The organism is Allofrancisella guangzhouensis (assembly GCF_000815225.1).
GTDB lineage: Bacteria > Pseudomonadota > Gammaproteobacteria > Francisellales > Francisellaceae > Francisella > Francisella guangzhouensis.
Genome location: NZ_CP010427.1, coordinates 1,415,870 through 1,432,438 on the forward strand (window position 1 = coordinate 1,415,870; position 16,569 = coordinate 1,432,438).

The following is a 16,569-nucleotide window of genomic DNA, read 5'->3' on the forward strand; positions in this document are numbered from 1 at the left end:
CCTTTAGTAAAATATTTCTTCTTTTTTTAAACTTTCACTAGTAAAAATAATTTGACTTAAACCATTTCTATTGATTATCATTTAGGTAACAAATATATCAAAAAAAAAGTATAATGAAAATGTTTAAAGTCTTTGTTATTAACCTCGCTAAAGATATTGAAAGAAGAAAATACATAGAAAATCATTTAAATGAAAAAGGTCTTGTTTATGAGCTGATAGAAGGCGTGTATGGAAAAGACTTTTCAGAGGATGAAATTAATAAAATTGCAGATCTAAAGCTCTCCTATAAAAAAATGGGGAAAACAATCTCAATTAATGAAATAGGCTGCTCATTAAGTCACCAAAAAATATATAAGAAAATCGTATCTGAAAACTTAGAGGGAGCATTTATTATAGAAGATGATGCTATGTTTTGTTCCAATATAAATATGATTTTTACTTCTATACATATTAATAGAAGTAAATTTAAAAGTAATTGTTGGTTAGGGCTGTTTAAATCATATATAGATATGAAAAATAAAGTCTTTGATATAGACAAAAATTTTAGCGTATATGAAAGTCCTAGAGTAAGGTGTACTATAGCTTACTATATAGATAATCTAGCTGCACAAAACTTACTACAGTATAATAAAAAAATCATATACGTTGCAGATTGGTTCTTTGGAAAATATTTGAATAAATTAAACCTATATGCAATAAATGAAGCATGTGTCATGCCTAACCCATCCTTCGAATCAACAATTGGCGAAACTAGAAAAAAAGAACTTAATATGTTAAAAGCTATTTATATCTACTTTAGAAAAACATACAAAAGAATGTACTATTATAAGTACAACTTTGGTATGCTAACAGGTAGATATAAGAAAACTCAACTCAGTGATGAATTATTAAAAATTAAAAAGAGCCTTAATCTTACAAATGCTAGATTGTAGTCTCAATGTTTATACTGATTCCGAAATGTACTTCATCAGTAAGTTTATGATTATTGGGCATGTTGAAATCTAAATCTGACAATTGCAAATTTTGTTAAAATATGTGTAGTAAAAAGTTACTGAAATTTATTTAGCTATGAATCAAATAGAAATGATAAGTCTTAATGACTTAGTATCGAGGAATCATACCTATCGTAAGTTTGTATCGATTTGGAATTTTAAAAATGTTGCTAAGAAATTAAAGAAGTTTGAAAAAGACAACCCCTATAAAGGTTATGGAATGCTACGTTTATTTAAATGCTTACTGTTACAGTTTATGGAAGATCTTAGCGATAGAGAATTAGAGAAATATCTACAAGAAAATACCGCAGCAAAATGGTTTTGTGAATTCACGTTATCAGAAAAAACACCCGATCATAGTGTATTTAATTTTTAATGATTTAAGAAATCAATTAAAACAAGAAGGCTTTATCAATGAAGTTTTTAGTTTTGTTGATGCTAGTCATCTAATAGCTAAAGCTAATCTTTGGAAAGAAAGAGATAAAGCTATCAAAGAGAAATATGAAAAGTTAAATAATGAAATACTACCCAAAGTAGCTACAGATAAGCAAGCCCGTATAGGCTGTAAAGGTAAAGACAAATTTTGGTATGGCTATAAGAAACATGCTAGTGTAGATATGCAAAGTGGTCTGATTAATAAAGTAGCTGTGACACCTGCAAATGTTACAGATGCAAAGGGTATAAAATATGTTTGCCCTGATGGAGGTGCTATTTATGCTGATAAAGGTTACTGTACAAAATATGCCAATAAAACTGCCAAAGATAACTCTTTTGATCTTAAAGAAATAAAGAAGAATAATGAGAAAGTTGAAACCATGTCTGTGAATCTCACATTTGGTTTGAGGTTTAATTTGATTACAGGAATTTATAATTTCGAGCTCTAGGTCGGTTATGCAAGAGGTCTAATGGTAAAAAGTTCTAAAACAGACCCTATTTTTTTTCAATTAGCTCACAATTCAAATAAAAAAATACCTATCTACGTAGAATAATTCCTATTAAAAACCTTAGCAATAAACTAATTATATTAATAGTAAATACTATTAACCATAATAATAAAGATATAGCTACTGTACCTGTGGCAAAACCGTAATATCTAATAACTAGTATAGCAATTGATATTGCTAAGATAAAAAGTGTTAATCCTAAATATCTGATAAATCCTCTTACATATTTCATCCAAATTAAAATTGGTATAAGCATCAGTATCATTATAGATATAGTGGTAGTAGTTGGTGGCAATGTATCTATCACACCAGGTAATATTAGACAAGGAATTAACCTTATATCTTGAGGCATTTGCGCATATCCAATATCCGTATTATCTGGCTCTATTATCTGGGTTGGTGTAGATGTCTTAATTATTGCCCCTTGATTATCTTTATATTTAATCTCAATAAAAGCACTTTGCCAATCCGTACTTGTAATAGGAACTTTTGCATTGCCTTGAAATATACCTGAAGATAATTTATTTAACGGAACTACAATCGGCATGTATATACCAGCTTTACTTAGAGGATCTTTAATTGCTTGATATCTAGTCATACAAGTATATCTAAAATCTCTAGCTATATGGTTTTTAGCTAAATATAAAGTAGCTTCGATACCTGTCATTGCACAATTAGGGCACTTGTATGTTATATCAAAATTATAGTAATTCTCCTTTTTTACAATTTTAGTATCTAATGTAGGTAGTTTTTCATTATTATCAAGATGTGAAATAAAAAAGTCATAACCTTCAAAAAATAAATCTGGTGCTAAAAATGTTCTATGTCCACTATTTACTATGCTTCTTTGTAAATTTTGATCTCCGTTTAGTCTACTAAAATATGCATAGGTGCCATCTGGTAGAAAAAAATCATCTCCACTAGCATTAATGATATATTTAGGGATTGATGTCCTTGATTTAAAACTAGAGTCATCAATATAGCTATAAGGATCAATAATATTGATTAAAGTATGCATGTTTTGATTTTCTTTTTCAGTAAAGTTTTTAAAATTTGTAAGTCCGAATATATAGTAAGGCAACATGGCAAAAGGCCATCTTTGTCCATAAAAATTATTGATATTATCAAACTGTTTTATAGCATTTAATATGTTAATTACTACTGGTATTATTCCTGTTACTCTATTATCCATTAAGGACGTCATCCAAGTAGTCCATCCGCGTTTTGATTCTCCTGAGAGTATAAATTTTTGTATATTAATACCTTTGTTTTTAAGCATTTCTGTTATCCAATCCATAGTCTCAATAGTTGCAACACTCATTGGAATATGTAATGGAAAGTACAAATATTTATTAGGATTTTTTAGGAACTTATCCCAAGTATAAGCAATAATAAAATCTTCTTGAAATAAAGGAAGTCCTTCAAGTGGTTGATTAGGTATTTGATACAGTCTAATAACAACTGATTTTGTTTTTTCAGCTAGTTTTGCAAATTTATCATTAGGCTTGGCGTAGTCTCTATCTATGATAGGATTTTCACCTAAATACATCTGAATAATTGCAGTATCAGAGCTCACATTTTTTGGTACATAAACTTGCACTAAGTGTTCCCAAGTAGTTGATGGTAAATCATAAAAACTTTTAGGGTTATCTTTTGAGTACCATGGCCATTTTACTGTAGAAATAATATCTTGATACATAGTAGTATTTGTTCCATCAACTTTTATTGTTGGAAGCTCTTTTAATAATTCAGGTTTTTGATATAAAACCTCTTTGGCACAATTTAGTACTTTATGCTGATTTTCTGGTTTAAGTAATTCAGTATGATCATTACATATTTCTGAATTAGATATCTCAGAAGAAACTCCAGCTGAATAAATAAAGAAAGCTATAAAAAATAAAAAAAATCTTCTAAACATGTTAAAATCCCTCTGTTTTTTAAAAAATTATCAAGATGCTTTAATAAAATTCTTCAAACCATAATTTCTATCAAAGCCAAAGCTCCAATACCATAACAAGAACATATGAACAAGCCGGTATTCTAAACGAAATATAACAGGACTATTATCGATAGACTTATCACTATCATAAGTTATAGCAAAGTATATTATTAAAACTATTATTATAGTAGTTATGATTAATGAAAACATTTTTATTGTTAAAGATGTTTTAGTTCCAAATGTTCTTTCTTGGGAGATCTAAGATTATAATCAAGTATCGTAAACCAAAATTGTGCTATTGTCAAAGACTGTTGAATTAAACTTCCGAAAACGTTTTAAATTTGCTAGATTATAGTCTCAATGTTTATACTGATTCCGAAATGTACTTCATTAGGAGTTAAGTAATTTAAACATTTTTTAGGTCTATTATTCAAGTCAATTTGCAATTTTCTAAGGTACTGATGAGAGATATTACTAACTGGAGTTACGGACTTTTGCCCTATAGTTAAAGCGAAAAAGTTTTCTATGTGTTAATTTATAGTTACATCAACGAAGTTATGTTCTAAAAATGAAACAACGTGAATTAGCGAATTTATATACTGAATATTTGTTATGCCAAAATTCCCAAGCAAGTGCGACAGAGTGTTCAAGTATGTTAGATGAACTAGTAAAACATGATAGTTTTTCCAGGATGTTAAAAGTTGGTAGCTATGAGAGTAAATATGTCTGGTTAAAAGGTAAAGGCATTTTAAAAACTTACAAAGATAAGCCAAAGATATTATCTATAGACAATACAATAAGTCCTAAATCTGATAGTAAGGTCAATGAGGTAGTAAACTGGTTTTATGACCATTCTGTAGGCAGAGCAGTTAAAGGCATAAATCTTATTAGTGCTTTAATCCATGTTGGAGATGCTAATATTCCTGTAGGCTTTGAAGTACAAACTAAGGAAAACTTTGTAGTAGAAAAAGATAAAGCAGGTAGAGAACGTCTAAAGCGTAAAGCACGCTATACAATTAATGAACTGGCAAGAAAACTGGTATTGAAAATTATTAAAAATTTCTCTAGTTTTGATTATGTAGTAGCTGATAGGTATTTTGCTTCTAAAGATAATTTAAGATTTTTTAACAAACATAAACTCTCGTATGTAATAGGTATAGCGAATAATCGTTTAGTTGCTAAGAGTAAAGCTAATGCTCTTGCTGGTAACTACTGTAGGTTAGATGAATTAGGATTGCTAGAAAATGAGACTATAAAAATTTATTTAAAAGATATAAAATATAGTCTTGTGGTTACTCGCCAAGTCTTCAAAAACGGAGACAATTCAACAGGTGAGATTTATTTAATTACTAATGATCTGAACCTAGAGAGTAACCACATAAAAGATATCTATCAAAAAAGATGGAATATAGAAGTTTATCATCGAAGTATAAAACAAAATGCTAGTCTTGCTAAATCACCTACATCTATAGCTGTCACGCAACTTAACCACATAGGGCTTTCTATAGGGGCTTATTGTGAGCTTGAAAAATTAAAACTTGTATCAAATAAAAACCACTATGCTTTAAAAAGAAAAATGTTAATCGCCGCCAATCAAGCTAGCCATAGGGAAATTATAAAAATGAAAAAGATATTCAAAATGACTGCTTAAAACAAAAGTCCGTAACTCCAGTTACTAAAATCAGTACCTTTAGGAGTAAATTCAGTCTCAAATTAATGGGTGACTGTCAGATCAAGTTTGAGCTACTACAGCTATACCTTCATGCTTTAATAGACCTCTTGCATAACCAATCTAGAGCTCGAAATTATAAATTCCAGCAATCAAATTAAACCTCAAACCAAATCTTTTTCTTCTGTTTCTATAACGATCGGCAATAATTTTAAATCGCTTAACCATGCCGATGACATTTTCATTCACCACTCTTTGACTAGCAAATTTTTGGTTTTTCTTTTTATCCTCTTTTATCAAAGGATTTTTCTTAGTCTTCTTCTTTGGTAACTGAGATTTGTTATGCAACTTTTGTATGCCTTGATATCCAGTATCAGTAATGGCTTTTATATCAGCATGTATTTTGGTTTTGGATTCTTTAAACAGCCTAAAATCATGACGCTTGCCATTTGAAAACGCTGTGCATATCACTGCTTTAGTTTTCTTATCAACTACAACCTGAGTCTTTAAAGTATGCCTTCTCTTCTTGCCAGAGTAAAACTGCTTTTGTTTGTTGTTGCGGTTCCTTAATACGCTTCTTATTCTTTACTCTTTTTTTGGGCGCTGGCAAGGTGTTTCTGTCGCATCTATCAGTACAACCTCATAGTCAACGTCACTTTTTAATAATGCCTTACGTCCAGGCAATGAGAATTGCCCATCTTTAATCAGAGTATCTTCAACCCAACGTATATTACGATAACAAGCACTTTCACTTAGACCATAGCTGCGTGAAATATGGAAATATGTTCTATATTCGCGTAAGTATTCCAGCGCCATAAGCAGCATATCTTCTATAGACAATTTATTCGGCTTACCTCCTTGTGCTTTTAATTGGACTTGCGCTTCTTTTAATATCTTTGTCATGACAGTAAAAGTAGTGCGTTTAACACCTGTAAGTCTACGGAATCCTTCTGGTGACTCATCTTTAATCTGCTCAAATTTCATCAACATCATTACAATAAAAAGTTTAACCAATTCAGCAGGTTATGCAAGAGGTCTAGTCATTAGATTATTCCAAATACCTTTATCAGCCCAGTATTTATAACGCTTATGGATGGGGCTCTACTATTACCATAATCCTTGTGAAGATATTTCCACTGAGCTCCTGTTTTTAGGATAAAAAATACCGCTTCTATGAATTTTCTTAGTTTAACTGTATCTTTCGTATGTAAACCTTTTTGTGATGTAAGAAAAGTTAAAATAGTTGACCAATTTGATTCTGATATATAATATTCCATGTGCATTAAGTATATTTTTTTGTTTCGCAAAAATATTTAAATATACTTACTTGCATATTGCAAAAAATTTTGTTCATGGAACCTAAGTTAATCATCTATTTTAGTATACCCATTAGGGTTATTTTTTTGCCAATTCCAAGCATCTTTACACATATCTTCAAGACTATATTTAGCTTTCCATCCTAGTTTACTATAAGCACATTTTGTATCTGCATAACATTCTGCTATATCACCACTTCTTCGCTCTACAATTCTATACGGTATAGTTGTATTCGAAGCTCTTTCAAAAGCTCTAATTATTTCTAAAACAGAGTAACCTTTACCTGCACCTAAATTAATAGGTATAAAACCATTTTCTTGACTAATCTCCAAATATGCAAGAGCCGAGACATGACCTTTTGCCAAATCAACAACATGAATATAATCACGAACACCTGTGCCATCTTTTGTACCATAATCGTTTCCAAAAACATTAATTTTTTCTCTAACTTTTACTGCAACCTGTGAAATGTAAGGTAAAAGATTATTTGGAATACCCTTTGGATCTTCTCCAATTTCTCCTGATTGATGTGCTCCTACGGGGTTAAAATACCTTAAGCTTATTATTTTCCATTCTTGGTCTGACTTTGCTAAATCTTCTAAAATATATTCAATAACTAACTTGCTAGTTCCGTAAGGGTTAGTTGCAGAACGTGGAGAGGTCTCAGCTAAAGGTAGTTTCTTAGGTATTCCATACACAGTAGCAGAGGATGAAAATACTAGTTTCTTTATGCCATATTTTTGCATCATTTTTAAGAGATTTAGTGTACCAGTAACATTATTGTCATAATATTCTAATGGTTTTTGAACAGACTCTCCAACAGCTTTTAAACCTGCAAAATGAATAACTGCCTTAAATTCTTCATATTGGAAGACTTGATCTAATTTCTCTATATCAAGTAAGTCGCCTTCAATAAATTCTATCTTTTTACCTACTAATTTTTCTACTCTCTTTAGTGCTTCTAAATTACTATTTGATAAGTTATCATATACAATAATTTTGTAATTTTCTTTAAGCATTTCTAAACAAGTATGTGAACCTATATAACCTGCTCCACCTGTTACTAAGATACTCACTTTCTAACCCCTTATGCTCATAAATATTCACTCTCAAATATAAAACAAACTTATAGATTAATCCATCTAAATTTTTAAAACTTACACTATGTGCTACTCTGTACATAAAAGTTTTTCATAAATTAAGTTCTTTAGTTTTTTTATTGAATATTTTTATACATAATGCGCATATCCAAAGCAAATCTAAAACAAAAATTTTGAAGCCTCATATAATTTTTAAAACTATGAAGAGGGGGAACTATTTAAGATAATTAGGCTTACATTTATCGAGTATAAATTTATAGGAAAATTATACTCGTGTCAGATCTTATCTAATTTTTACATTTCATAACTACACTAGATACGTATTCAGACAAACATTTCTTAGGTTTCCATCCTAGTTTAATAGTTTTATCACTAATAACTTCAGCAGTTATCCTATTACCCCTTCTCTCAGGGATCATCATTATTTCTCCCCCAAACATTTTAGCAACTTCTAAAACACTATACGACTTAGGGTTACCTATACCATACTCATCACCCTGTCCTTTTTCTCCAATTAATAATAATGCCTCCACAGTATCTTCTATATGAGTAAAATTTCTTTTTTGTGTCCCTGGGCTAACTACAGTTAATGGCTGAGCATTCTTAATTTTTTCTTCAAATAAAGCTATAAGAGTCGCATACTTACCTTGCTTAATCTCTCTTGGACCATACACATTATAAAAATATGTTATTGCATAATCTATGCCAAACCACTCACAATAGTTCTTAACAAGCTGTGTATTGCTCGACTTACTCCAAGCGTAAGGACTTGCATTTGCATTACTCCCACCATCACCAAACTTAGTAGAGCTTCCAGCATATATTAATTTAGCTCTAGTCTTTCTAACAAATTCTAATACTTTTATTGTCCCAATTTTATTAAATTCCACCACTTTCTCAATATCATCGAAGCTCTGCTCTACTCGACTATATTCACCTAAGTGATAAATAATATCTGGAACAATAGTAATAAGCCTATCAATATCAACGGTACTACCTTTTATGTAAACAACTCCTTTAACATGGTTTTCTTCTGATCCAGTAAAATAATTATCAAGTGAAAAAACTTGATAATTTTTATTCTTTGAAAGCCTTTCACAAAGATGACTTCCGATAAATCCTGCCCCACCTGTAACTAGTATTTTCTTCACTCTTACATTTCCTTTTTTATATATCTCATAATTCCACCTAACACATGTGTAGATGTAAATAGAAACGAGATAAGTTTTGAACGACCAAGCTTCCTATGAATCATATAAACTTTTCTAGTCATATACAACTTCGATGATGATATTTGCCCATCGCTCCTACGATAAAAAAGAAGTTTATTATCTACTTTTGCACAAAATTTTGTATGATTTATAACTCTCATCCAGCAGTGATAATCTTCTACTGCTTTATATTCTATGTTTTGTTCAAATGGCTCCTTAAGCAAAAGAGATTTTTTAATTAACACGCTAGATGTTGGTATAAGATCACGCATTTGTAATTTAAATGAAGTAATCATTGTATAATTTGTACCTTTACAATATTCATTAAACTTAAGCTCACCAAAAGCTTTAAAATCCTGCATTTGAGAACATACAAAGTTTATAGCATCGTTACAGATTATACTCATTTGTATTTCTAACTTTTGTGGATGCCAGATGTCATCAGAATCTAGAAACGCTATATATTCTCCTCTAGATTTTTTTACACCATGATTTCTTGGACCTGCAGGCCCACCAAAATTTTTATCCAATTCTATTAAACAAATCCTACTATCTTGATTAATCAATTCTTTTACTAACTTTTTTGTATTATCAGTTGAGCAATCATCTACAACTATTATTTCCCAATCAACATACGTTTGATTAATCACAGAAAATATTGTTTCGACAATAAACTGTTCTGCATTATACGTGGGCACTACTATAGATACTAATGAGTTATGATTATTTGACACTACCTATCTCCTCTTGGAAGTTTAGATCGAATATAATCTACCCATCTAAAAACGAATCTACGTCTGACATTATATGGCTTTAAATTGCTTTGTTGTTGATTAAACGATGCTATCCTTTCCCAGTTTTTTTCCTTAAGAAGGCCTATTACTTTATCTTCGAACTCTGAACTATCTGAATAACTTGTATCATTTGATTGTATCTTACCAGTACTAAACATAGAAACTAAAACATCTATTTTTGCACCATAATAATATTTATATTTAGTTGTTTCAATTGCTTTCACATAATCAGTAAACTGTGGAAACCGATTCAATCGTGTATAAACATATCTAAGTGTTTTTCTAATTACAATCTCTTCGCTTAACTCAACTAATCCCTTGCTCCTCATATCCTCTTTAGAGTGATATACTGTTACAAAACCTGAGTATTCATAAGCACAAGGTCCTAGGTTAATAACTTGCTTACCACAAGCACCAGCTTCAACAGCTGAACTACCACCATTTAATATCACAATATCTGATTGTAAAATAAGATCGTATGTACTAGATTTATCTTCACTACTTATTATATATATATTTCTCTCTTCAGCCCACTTTTTATAAAGATTTAAAGACCTCTCACCAGTAACAGTTCCTATATTCTCAGACCAATTAGGATGGCAACGGATAACTATTTGATCACTGCTTATATTAAACGTATCTATAAAATCATCTAAAGCTAAAGTATTATCTACCCATGATGTCTCATATTCTTCATTTCCAGCAGACTCATTTTTGCTACTAGGAATAACTAAAATTTTTTTATCGTTTGTTTGTGTTGGCCAAGCTACAGAATGAGCATCTTTATTATAAACTCGCCACTCTAAGTAATTACTCTGCAAGAACCTCTGAGCAATAAGCTTAGCAGCAGAGTAAACTTGCTCTCTACTCAAGAACTTATCACTATACTCTAACACTATCTTCCCCATCTGTTTAATAGAAATACAATTATTATTAGGAACTAATCTAAGACCGTCACCAAACCACGTCCTTTCATGTGTAATAAATGGAACGCCCATTTTTTCACATGCATATGTTACTGCTCTAGTAAGTTCCATCCTGCCATTAAAGCATACAACTGCATCAAGGTTATTATCAGATATCCACTTCTTAGCACTTTCAAATACACTCCCTACAGGGTGATAAAGTTTTTTTCTAAACTTTGTAACTTCATCATCATCTTTTTCAATCTCAGATTCTGTTCTCGTTAAAGTGCATGAACTTGATAATGTTAACTCATCTAATACTTCTATACTTAGATCACTTTCACGAGTTTTAATAGATGTAATATTTTGGTTAGCATACGACCTTATACCTCCAATAATGCACTTACTACATTCTTTAATTTTACTTGTTTTTTTTAACTCTCTTGGGTAACAAGTATCTACAGATGAGTCACAAGTTAGAAAGTATACTTCGTGCCCAGCATCTTTACACAATTTAGAGAGATAATAAAGATGCTCAACATGAGGTCTAAAAGAATATATATTTGTAAAACCAATTTTCATTATAAAATCCTTATATTCTAATTCTAATTTTAAAAATAACACTAATAAATAAAAAAATGATACAAACAAAGGGAAAAGACATAAAATCACTAGCTAATAATAATGGTGATAAAACTAAAACTGAATACATAGAGACGAAAAATCCAATATATAGTATACTAGATGATTTACTACAATATACTCTTTTAGCTAATCCAGATAACGCTCCCAATAGAAAACTAGCGAAGAAAAATCCGACATAGCCAAACTGATATAAAAAGGCTCCAGGTAATGATGGAAATCTACCCGCTAAGAACCAATTTGTATCTGGACTTGGAATCAAACCTAATTTATTCAAGCTATTTAGAGTACTTATGAAAATTATAAATTTATTTTCATCATCATGTTGAATAATTGCTACCATAGTAGAAAAACTATGGGTAATATAAGACAAAACTAATAATAATGCTGAAATGACATCTGATAAAAAATTATCGTAATTCAAAAATTCTTTTGATGATAGTTCAAGACCCAGCCATGGCAAAAAACTTTCTAAATACCCAGTAAGATCCTTATCACCAGCTATTGCTCTTTGGCTAAAAATGTACACAATGTATATTACACTTAAAAATATAAACAAATAAAATATCTTTCTCAATACTCTATTTCTAAAAATACCTTTAAAACCCCTATCATTAATCAATAATCTTGCACCCAAAATATAAGAAGCTAATAATAAAATATTAGACCTTCCACCAGTCATAAAGCAGTTAAATAATAGTAATAAAAATATACTTATGATAATTAAGAAATTCCTTTTAAAAGAATTTTGTTTAGCACAAATAACAAATAATACACCTGCTAGATAATAGCCAGAACTAAAGAAATATCCAATCACAGAATAAATTGAAGATATAGAACCACCTCTATCAAGCCCTTTTACTCGCCACTGCTCCCTAGCGATAGCAAGCCCTTTAAAATAATCTATATGTTGAATGTAAATTTTATCATATAAAAGAAATAGACAACCAATAAAAGATATCCATAATGAAATGGTTATCATCAGGTTAAATCTCTTCAGTAAATCAATTCTATTATAAAAATATACTTCAGTAGACTTATAGCTGCTTAAACTAACAGCTTTGTATCCTAAAAATACAAAAAAAACAAAGCTTAATTGGAATAAAAAGGCCATATAAACATGTTCATAAATCGAACTCAACGGCAAAATAAGTACTAATACCCAATATACACACCAAACTATTAGAAAATCTTTTAACATAGAATTAATTACCTAACCCCTATTTTCTTAGCCGGTATTCCTGCCATCACAGTATTATCAGGAACATCTTTTGTTACAACCGAATTAGCACCTATGATACAACCCTTCCCAATTTTTACTCCTGGACAAACCACCACATTAATTCCTAACCAACAATCATCACCTATTATAATCTTCTTAGATAAACAGTCTAACGACCCTTTTTGTTTTATAATAAGTTTTTCTTGGTCTCTTATCGTATTACCTGGATATTCACGGAAAGGATGAGTCCCAGAGGAAATAAACACATTTGGTGCTATAATACATCCATTTCCAATACAAACATCACCATTTATTGTAGCATAACGCTGTATAGTAGTCTCCTCACCTACCAAGATTTTACTAGACGTTTGCATATGAACATCGTGAGAAATCCATACATGTTTTTGTATATCTATAATGCCATCTGATATAATTTCCAGATAGCATCTTGAAGAAATCTTAACTCCTCTACAAAAAATAAAGTTCTTTAAATCACCATATATTAAAACGCTAAGGCTAACACGAACTTGTTTAAATAGAAAAAAACATGATACAAATAGTCTAAAAAAAATAGAATGCCTAATAACTTTTTTAATTTTGGACTTCACTTCAACTCCTCAAAATAGCTATAATCATAACCATAAAATACCTTAAAAAACCAATAGCAACTGCAAAACTAGCTATACTATAAATACTGATATCACTAATAAAAATAGTTATAGTATACCAAATAATCAAGGATACGACTATCATAGCAATGTCTATCAATAATAAGATCTTCTCCTCTCCAACTACAATTAAATAACTACTCCAAAAATCCGACATTCTTAAAATTGCAACAAAAATTAATATAGGAATAATCAGAATAGCTCCATAATAATTAGGATATATATAAAGTATAATTTGTTTTATTAAAAAAAATCCGGGCACACTACCTGCTACACCGATTAATAAGAAATAAATACTATTTTTCTTAGCAAATGCAAACGTATGCTTTTTATTACCTGTAGCATACATTTTAGCCAAAGATGGAAATACCGCAGAATTTATAATAACTTGTAAGGATTGAGCACCCAACAATATTATACCTGCCATAGCATAGTTAGCAAAAGCTTTCGGAGATAGTGAAATCACCACAAGCCAACGATCTATATTAGTAAGAGCAAAAGCTAATATCATTATTAACATAAGAGCTAATGAACTTTCCCAATTAATACTAAGTATTTTTTTCATGGCTTCAACTACAGTATTTAAAATACTAATGTCATAATGGTTAAAAATCCTATATAATATCCCATAAGAAATAATGATCGTTACTAAACTTTCAACTAAGAGAGTTACAATTGCTGATCCTATAAAATAAGCTACAAAAAGAGTCGTTAAAATTACTAAAAAAGCTCTAAATAAATTTTGTAGACTAAAAATAACATATTTACCTACACTACGACTTTCAATAGTTGCTAATAAAAAAACTTGTTGCGAAAATCCATTAATAATACCCACAAAAATACCTAATGGACCTAGTGTTAATAACATTGGGCTAAAAAAACAAATGCTACCTCCAATAAACAAACATAATATAGCTATTAATATACCTTGTATCAATAAAATTAAGCTTTTATTATTATTTCCAAGATGCAAATCAATAGGCATTTGTTTTTGTATAACAGTCTGTAGACCTAGACACCCAAGCATACAAAATGTTGACGATATTAGCAATCCAGTACTATAAGATGCGAATTCTGACTGATTAAGTAAGTACGCTACAAGCAAAGGTCTAATCATCATAATAATCATTGCAAGTGCAAGGATTAAAGGATATATAACCATACAATTACTCTTTAAAAAAAGTTTATTACTATAAATCATAGTTATATACTATCTATGTTATAGTTTCTAAATCAGATTCTTTTCTATTATCATGAGCTACCCCATAATCAAATAGTGCAAATTGAAACTGCAATAATAGTCTTGGCTTTTTATTAGGGGTTTGTCCTTTATGGACATATAATGTATCTTCAGCGAAACCATTTCCCGCTTTATCGCATATTTCTAAAATACTGTGAGATCCGTAAAAATCATTAATCTCTTGATCACTATACCTACGGATATTCCATTTATCTAACCAATTCCTAGTTGGAACTCTAGACCTAGATCCTTTAACAAAAACATGAGCTCCATCATCAGGCTCTACATCAGATAAATAAAAGAAAAACTTAACAAACTTAAAATCATCAACATCTCTATGATACATATGAGCATGTTGAAACTTATCTTCTTCGGATGCCTCAACTGGAAAAGTCCACCAAAGATTGACCCCAACAAGCTTAGGATATGACCCTAAATATTCATAAGCTATTTTTCTTAAAATAGGATCTTGAGATAAAGCATTAATTTCTTTACATTTTTTAGTAGTATTAAAATATTGTGCAACTAATATAGTTTTGTTTAACTTTAGAGTGGCTTTATCCAAATCTTCCAATTTAAAACCAGCTTTAATATACCTGTCAGCATAACAGTTCTCACTCTTTGCAAACTGGTAAATTGCTTCAATCATTTTTTTTGGTAATTTAAGTCCAAAACTAATCCCTTCTTTTTTTAAATTTTGGACAAAAGTATTAACCTCTAAATTCTCAAACACAGTTTTTCCTAATATTTCTTCATTTCCACGAATAAAATTTTTTATTTTTTTATTATAAATGAAACAATGTATGTATACAGCCAGCTCCCGCAACAAAGAAAACCTAGCCAAACCTCTCATCAAAGTGTATTTAACTCTTCCCTTTTTAAGGATTGTAAATATTTTCATACCAATCTATCTCCAAATTCATAATCTCTCTCAGCAACTTTACCCAAAATATCTTTTAAATGCTTTGGATGCATTCCATATCCAGGTCTTACACTTCGAATATTCTCCTCTGTGAATGTTTCACCTTTCTTAATATCTTTTGCTACATATAAACTACGAGCAAACTGTCTACTTTTTTTCTTTTTTTCAGTGAGAGTATAATCAACCTTTCCTATTAATTTTTCAGCATCTCGTACAGCTTGTATCAACTGAGCAAACTCTTTTTTATCTAGAGAAAAATCAGCATCCGGACCACCTATAGACTTATCTAATATAAAGTGTTTCTCAATTACTCTAGCTCCTAAAGTAGTAGCTACGACTGGTGCTGTGATGCCTAAAGTATGATCAGAAAAACCTGGAACCACTCCAAAAGTATTACCTAAACTTGGAATCATAGATAAATTAGCATCTTCTAACTTAGCTGGATAAGCACTAGTACACTTAAGCAGTATAATATCGTGATTACCAACTTCTCTACAGATATTCACAGCATCTTGAATCTCATCAATAGTTGCAATTCCTGTTGATATAATCATTGGTTTACCTTTAGATGCGGTATATTTTATAAGCTCATAGTCCGTAATTTCAAAAGATGCTATCTTATATGCACTAGGGTTAAATTGCTCTAGAAAATCTACCGCGGATTTATCAAATGGTGATGAAAAAATATCTATACCAATTTCTCTAGCATAACTAAATAGTTCCTTATGCCATTCCCATGGAAGAAAAGCTTCCTGATATAAATCATATAGTTTTTGAGAGTCCCATAATGTTCCACCTTTTATAACAAAATCTTCTTTGTCGCAATTTAGTGTCAAAGTGTCAGCAGTATACGTCTGCAGTTTAATAGCATTAGCACCTATATCTTTTGCAGCTTTAATTGTTTCTTTTGCTATTTCGATTTTACCACCATGGTTTGCACTAAGCTCTGCAATTATAAAAACACCATCTTTATTTATATCAAAATTACCTATTTTCATTTTTTA

At 30.3% G+C, this 16,569-nt stretch carries 16 protein-coding genes and 2 pseudogenes; 4 read left to right on the forward strand and 14 right to left on the reverse strand.

Going from position 1 to position 16,569, the window contains the following annotated elements:
• The first annotated feature begins 119 nt into the window (after nt 1–119).
• From SD28_RS06645 to SD28_RS06655, 3 genes are all read left to right on the forward strand, one after another.
• Nucleotides 120–932 carry a glycosyltransferase family 25 protein gene (locus SD28_RS06645; RefSeq protein ID WP_157698640.1) on the forward strand — a complete coding sequence of 271 codons (813 nt, stop codon included), beginning with the start codon at nt 120–122 and terminating at the stop codon, nt 930–932.
• 136 nt (nt 933–1,068) lie between these two features.
• Nucleotides 1,069–1,368 carry a transposase gene (locus SD28_RS06650; protein WP_039125280.1) on the forward strand — a complete coding sequence of 100 codons (300 nt, stop codon included), beginning with the start codon at nt 1,069–1,071 and terminating at the stop codon, nt 1,366–1,368.
• Nucleotides 1,352–1,876 carry a transposase gene (locus SD28_RS06655; protein ID WP_039125282.1) on the forward strand — a complete coding sequence of 175 codons (525 nt, stop codon included), beginning with the start codon at nt 1,352–1,354 and terminating at the stop codon, nt 1,874–1,876. The genes SD28_RS06650 and SD28_RS06655 overlap by 17 nt, the downstream gene beginning before the upstream one ends.
• Before the next feature lie 88 nt (nt 1,877–1,964).
• On the opposite strand, the gene SD28_RS06660 is transcribed toward SD28_RS06655, so the two are convergent.
• The 3 genes and pseudogenes from SD28_RS06660 to SD28_RS08310 form a co-directional block, all read right to left on the reverse strand.
• Entirely contained in the window at nt 1,965–3,854 is a 1,890-nt protein-coding gene (locus tag SD28_RS06660; protein WP_039125284.1) for a PhoPQ-activated protein PqaA family protein, read from the reverse strand.
• Nucleotides 3,855–3,884: 30 nt separating this feature from the next.
• Entirely contained in the window at nt 3,885–4,085 is a 201-nt protein-coding gene (locus SD28_RS06665; RefSeq protein ID WP_039125286.1) for a hypothetical protein, read from the reverse strand.
• 134 nt (nt 4,086–4,219) lie between these two features.
• Nucleotides 4,220–4,360: pseudogene (locus SD28_RS08310) on the reverse strand (IS30 family transposase); the annotation flags it as partial.
• An 83-nt stretch (nt 4,361–4,443) separates the two neighbouring features.
• On the opposite strand from SD28_RS08310, the gene SD28_RS06670 reads away from it, so the two are divergent.
• Entirely contained in the window at nt 4,444–5,526 is a 1,083-nt protein-coding gene (locus tag SD28_RS06670) for an IS701 family transposase (RefSeq protein WP_039123393.1), read from the forward strand.
• A 141-nt stretch (nt 5,527–5,667) separates the two neighbouring features.
• Here the strand turns inward: SD28_RS06670 and SD28_RS07950 are convergent.
• The 11 genes and pseudogenes from SD28_RS07950 to pseI form a co-directional block, all read right to left on the reverse strand.
• A pseudogene (locus tag SD28_RS07950) lies at nt 5,668–6,528 on the reverse strand (IS5 family transposase).
• Between the two features lie 59 nt (nt 6,529–6,587).
• Complete coding sequence (locus SD28_RS08290) at nt 6,588–6,827, reverse strand: transposase (protein WP_052251895.1); 240 nt, start codon at nt 6,825–6,827, stop codon at nt 6,588–6,590.
• Between the two features lie 81 nt (nt 6,828–6,908).
• The gene (gene galE, locus SD28_RS06690; RefSeq protein WP_234384985.1) at nt 6,909–7,880 is read right to left on the reverse strand and encodes a UDP-glucose 4-epimerase GalE; all 972 of its coding nucleotides are present in this window, start codon (nt 7,878–7,880) and stop codon (nt 6,909–6,911) included.
• Between the two features lie 368 nt (nt 7,881–8,248).
• Nucleotides 8,249–9,112 carry an NAD-dependent epimerase/dehydratase family protein gene (locus SD28_RS06695; RefSeq protein WP_039125292.1) on the reverse strand — a complete coding sequence of 288 codons (864 nt, stop codon included), beginning with the start codon at nt 9,110–9,112 and terminating at the stop codon, nt 8,249–8,251.
• Between the two features lie 2 nt (nt 9,113–9,114).
• Nucleotides 9,115–9,906, reverse strand: coding sequence for a glycosyltransferase family 2 protein (locus SD28_RS06700; RefSeq protein WP_039125294.1), 792 nt, complete (start codon nt 9,904–9,906; stop codon nt 9,115–9,117).
• Nucleotides 9,906–11,453: a capsule biosynthesis protein gene (locus SD28_RS06705; RefSeq protein ID WP_039125874.1), complete on the reverse strand. Its 1,548-nt coding sequence runs from the start codon at nt 11,451–11,453 to the stop codon at nt 9,906–9,908. Before SD28_RS06705 ends, SD28_RS06700 begins: the two co-directional genes overlap by 1 nt.
• Nucleotides 11,454–11,463: 10 nt before the next feature.
• Entirely contained in the window at nt 11,464–12,714 is a 1,251-nt protein-coding gene (locus tag SD28_RS06710) for an O-antigen polymerase (RefSeq protein ID WP_039125296.1), read from the reverse strand.
• 8 nt (nt 12,715–12,722) lie between these two features.
• Nucleotides 12,723–13,343 carry an acyltransferase gene (locus SD28_RS08170; RefSeq protein WP_052251896.1) on the reverse strand — a complete coding sequence of 207 codons (621 nt, stop codon included), beginning with the start codon at nt 13,341–13,343 and terminating at the stop codon, nt 12,723–12,725.
• A 1-nt stretch (nt 13,344) separates the two neighbouring features.
• Nucleotides 13,345–14,565: an MATE family efflux transporter gene (locus SD28_RS06720; RefSeq protein ID WP_039125298.1), complete on the reverse strand. Its 1,221-nt coding sequence runs from the start codon at nt 14,563–14,565 to the stop codon at nt 13,345–13,347.
• A gap of 52 nt (nt 14,566–14,617) precedes the next feature.
• Nucleotides 14,618–15,544, reverse strand: a complete 927-nt coding sequence (locus tag SD28_RS06725; protein WP_039125300.1) for a hypothetical protein — start codon at nt 15,542–15,544, stop codon at nt 14,618–14,620.
• Nucleotides 15,541–16,563 carry a pseudaminic acid synthase gene (gene pseI / locus SD28_RS06730; RefSeq protein WP_039125302.1) on the reverse strand — a complete coding sequence of 341 codons (1,023 nt, stop codon included), beginning with the start codon at nt 16,561–16,563 and terminating at the stop codon, nt 15,541–15,543. Before pseI ends, SD28_RS06725 begins: the two co-directional genes overlap by 4 nt.
• Nucleotides 16,564–16,569: the final 6 nt, after the last annotated feature.

Excerpts from the sequence above, each read along its gene's own strand:
- SD28_RS06660 (WP_039125284.1), bottom strand. The coding sequence starts at position 3,854 with ATGTTTAGAAGATTTTTTTTATTTTTTATAGCTTTCTTTATTTATTCA.
- SD28_RS06670 (WP_039123393.1), top strand. The coding sequence starts at position 4,444 with ATGAAACAACGTGAATTAGCGAATTTATATACTGAATATTTGTTATGC.
- SD28_RS06710 (WP_039125296.1), bottom strand. The coding sequence starts at position 12,714 with ATGTTAAAAGATTTTCTAATAGTTTGGTGTGTATATTGGGTATTAGTA.
- SD28_RS08290 (WP_052251895.1), bottom strand. The coding sequence starts at position 6,827 with ATGCACATGGAATATTATATATCAGAATCAAATTGGTCAACTATTTTA.
- SD28_RS06665 (WP_039125286.1), bottom strand. The coding sequence starts at position 4,085 with ATGTTTTCATTAATCATAACTACTATAATAATAGTTTTAATAATATAC.
- SD28_RS06705 (WP_039125874.1), bottom strand. The coding sequence starts at position 11,453 with ATGAAAATTGGTTTTACAAATATATATTCTTTTAGACCTCATGTTGAG.
- SD28_RS06725 (WP_039125300.1), bottom strand. The coding sequence starts at position 15,544 with ATGAAAATATTTACAATCCTTAAAAAGGGAAGAGTTAAATACACTTTG.
- galE (WP_234384985.1), bottom strand. The coding sequence starts at position 7,880 with ATGCTTAAAGAAAATTACAAAATTATTGTATATGATAACTTATCAAAT.
- pseI (WP_039125302.1), bottom strand. The coding sequence starts at position 16,563 with ATGAAAATAGGTAATTTTGATATAAATAAAGATGGTGTTTTTATAATT.
- SD28_RS06650 (WP_039125280.1), top strand. The coding sequence starts at position 1,069 with ATGAATCAAATAGAAATGATAAGTCTTAATGACTTAGTATCGAGGAAT.
- SD28_RS06645 (WP_157698640.1), top strand. The coding sequence starts at position 120 with ATGTTTAAAGTCTTTGTTATTAACCTCGCTAAAGATATTGAAAGAAGA.
- SD28_RS06720 (WP_039125298.1), bottom strand. The coding sequence starts at position 14,565 with ATGGTTATATATCCTTTAATCCTTGCACTTGCAATGATTATTATGATG.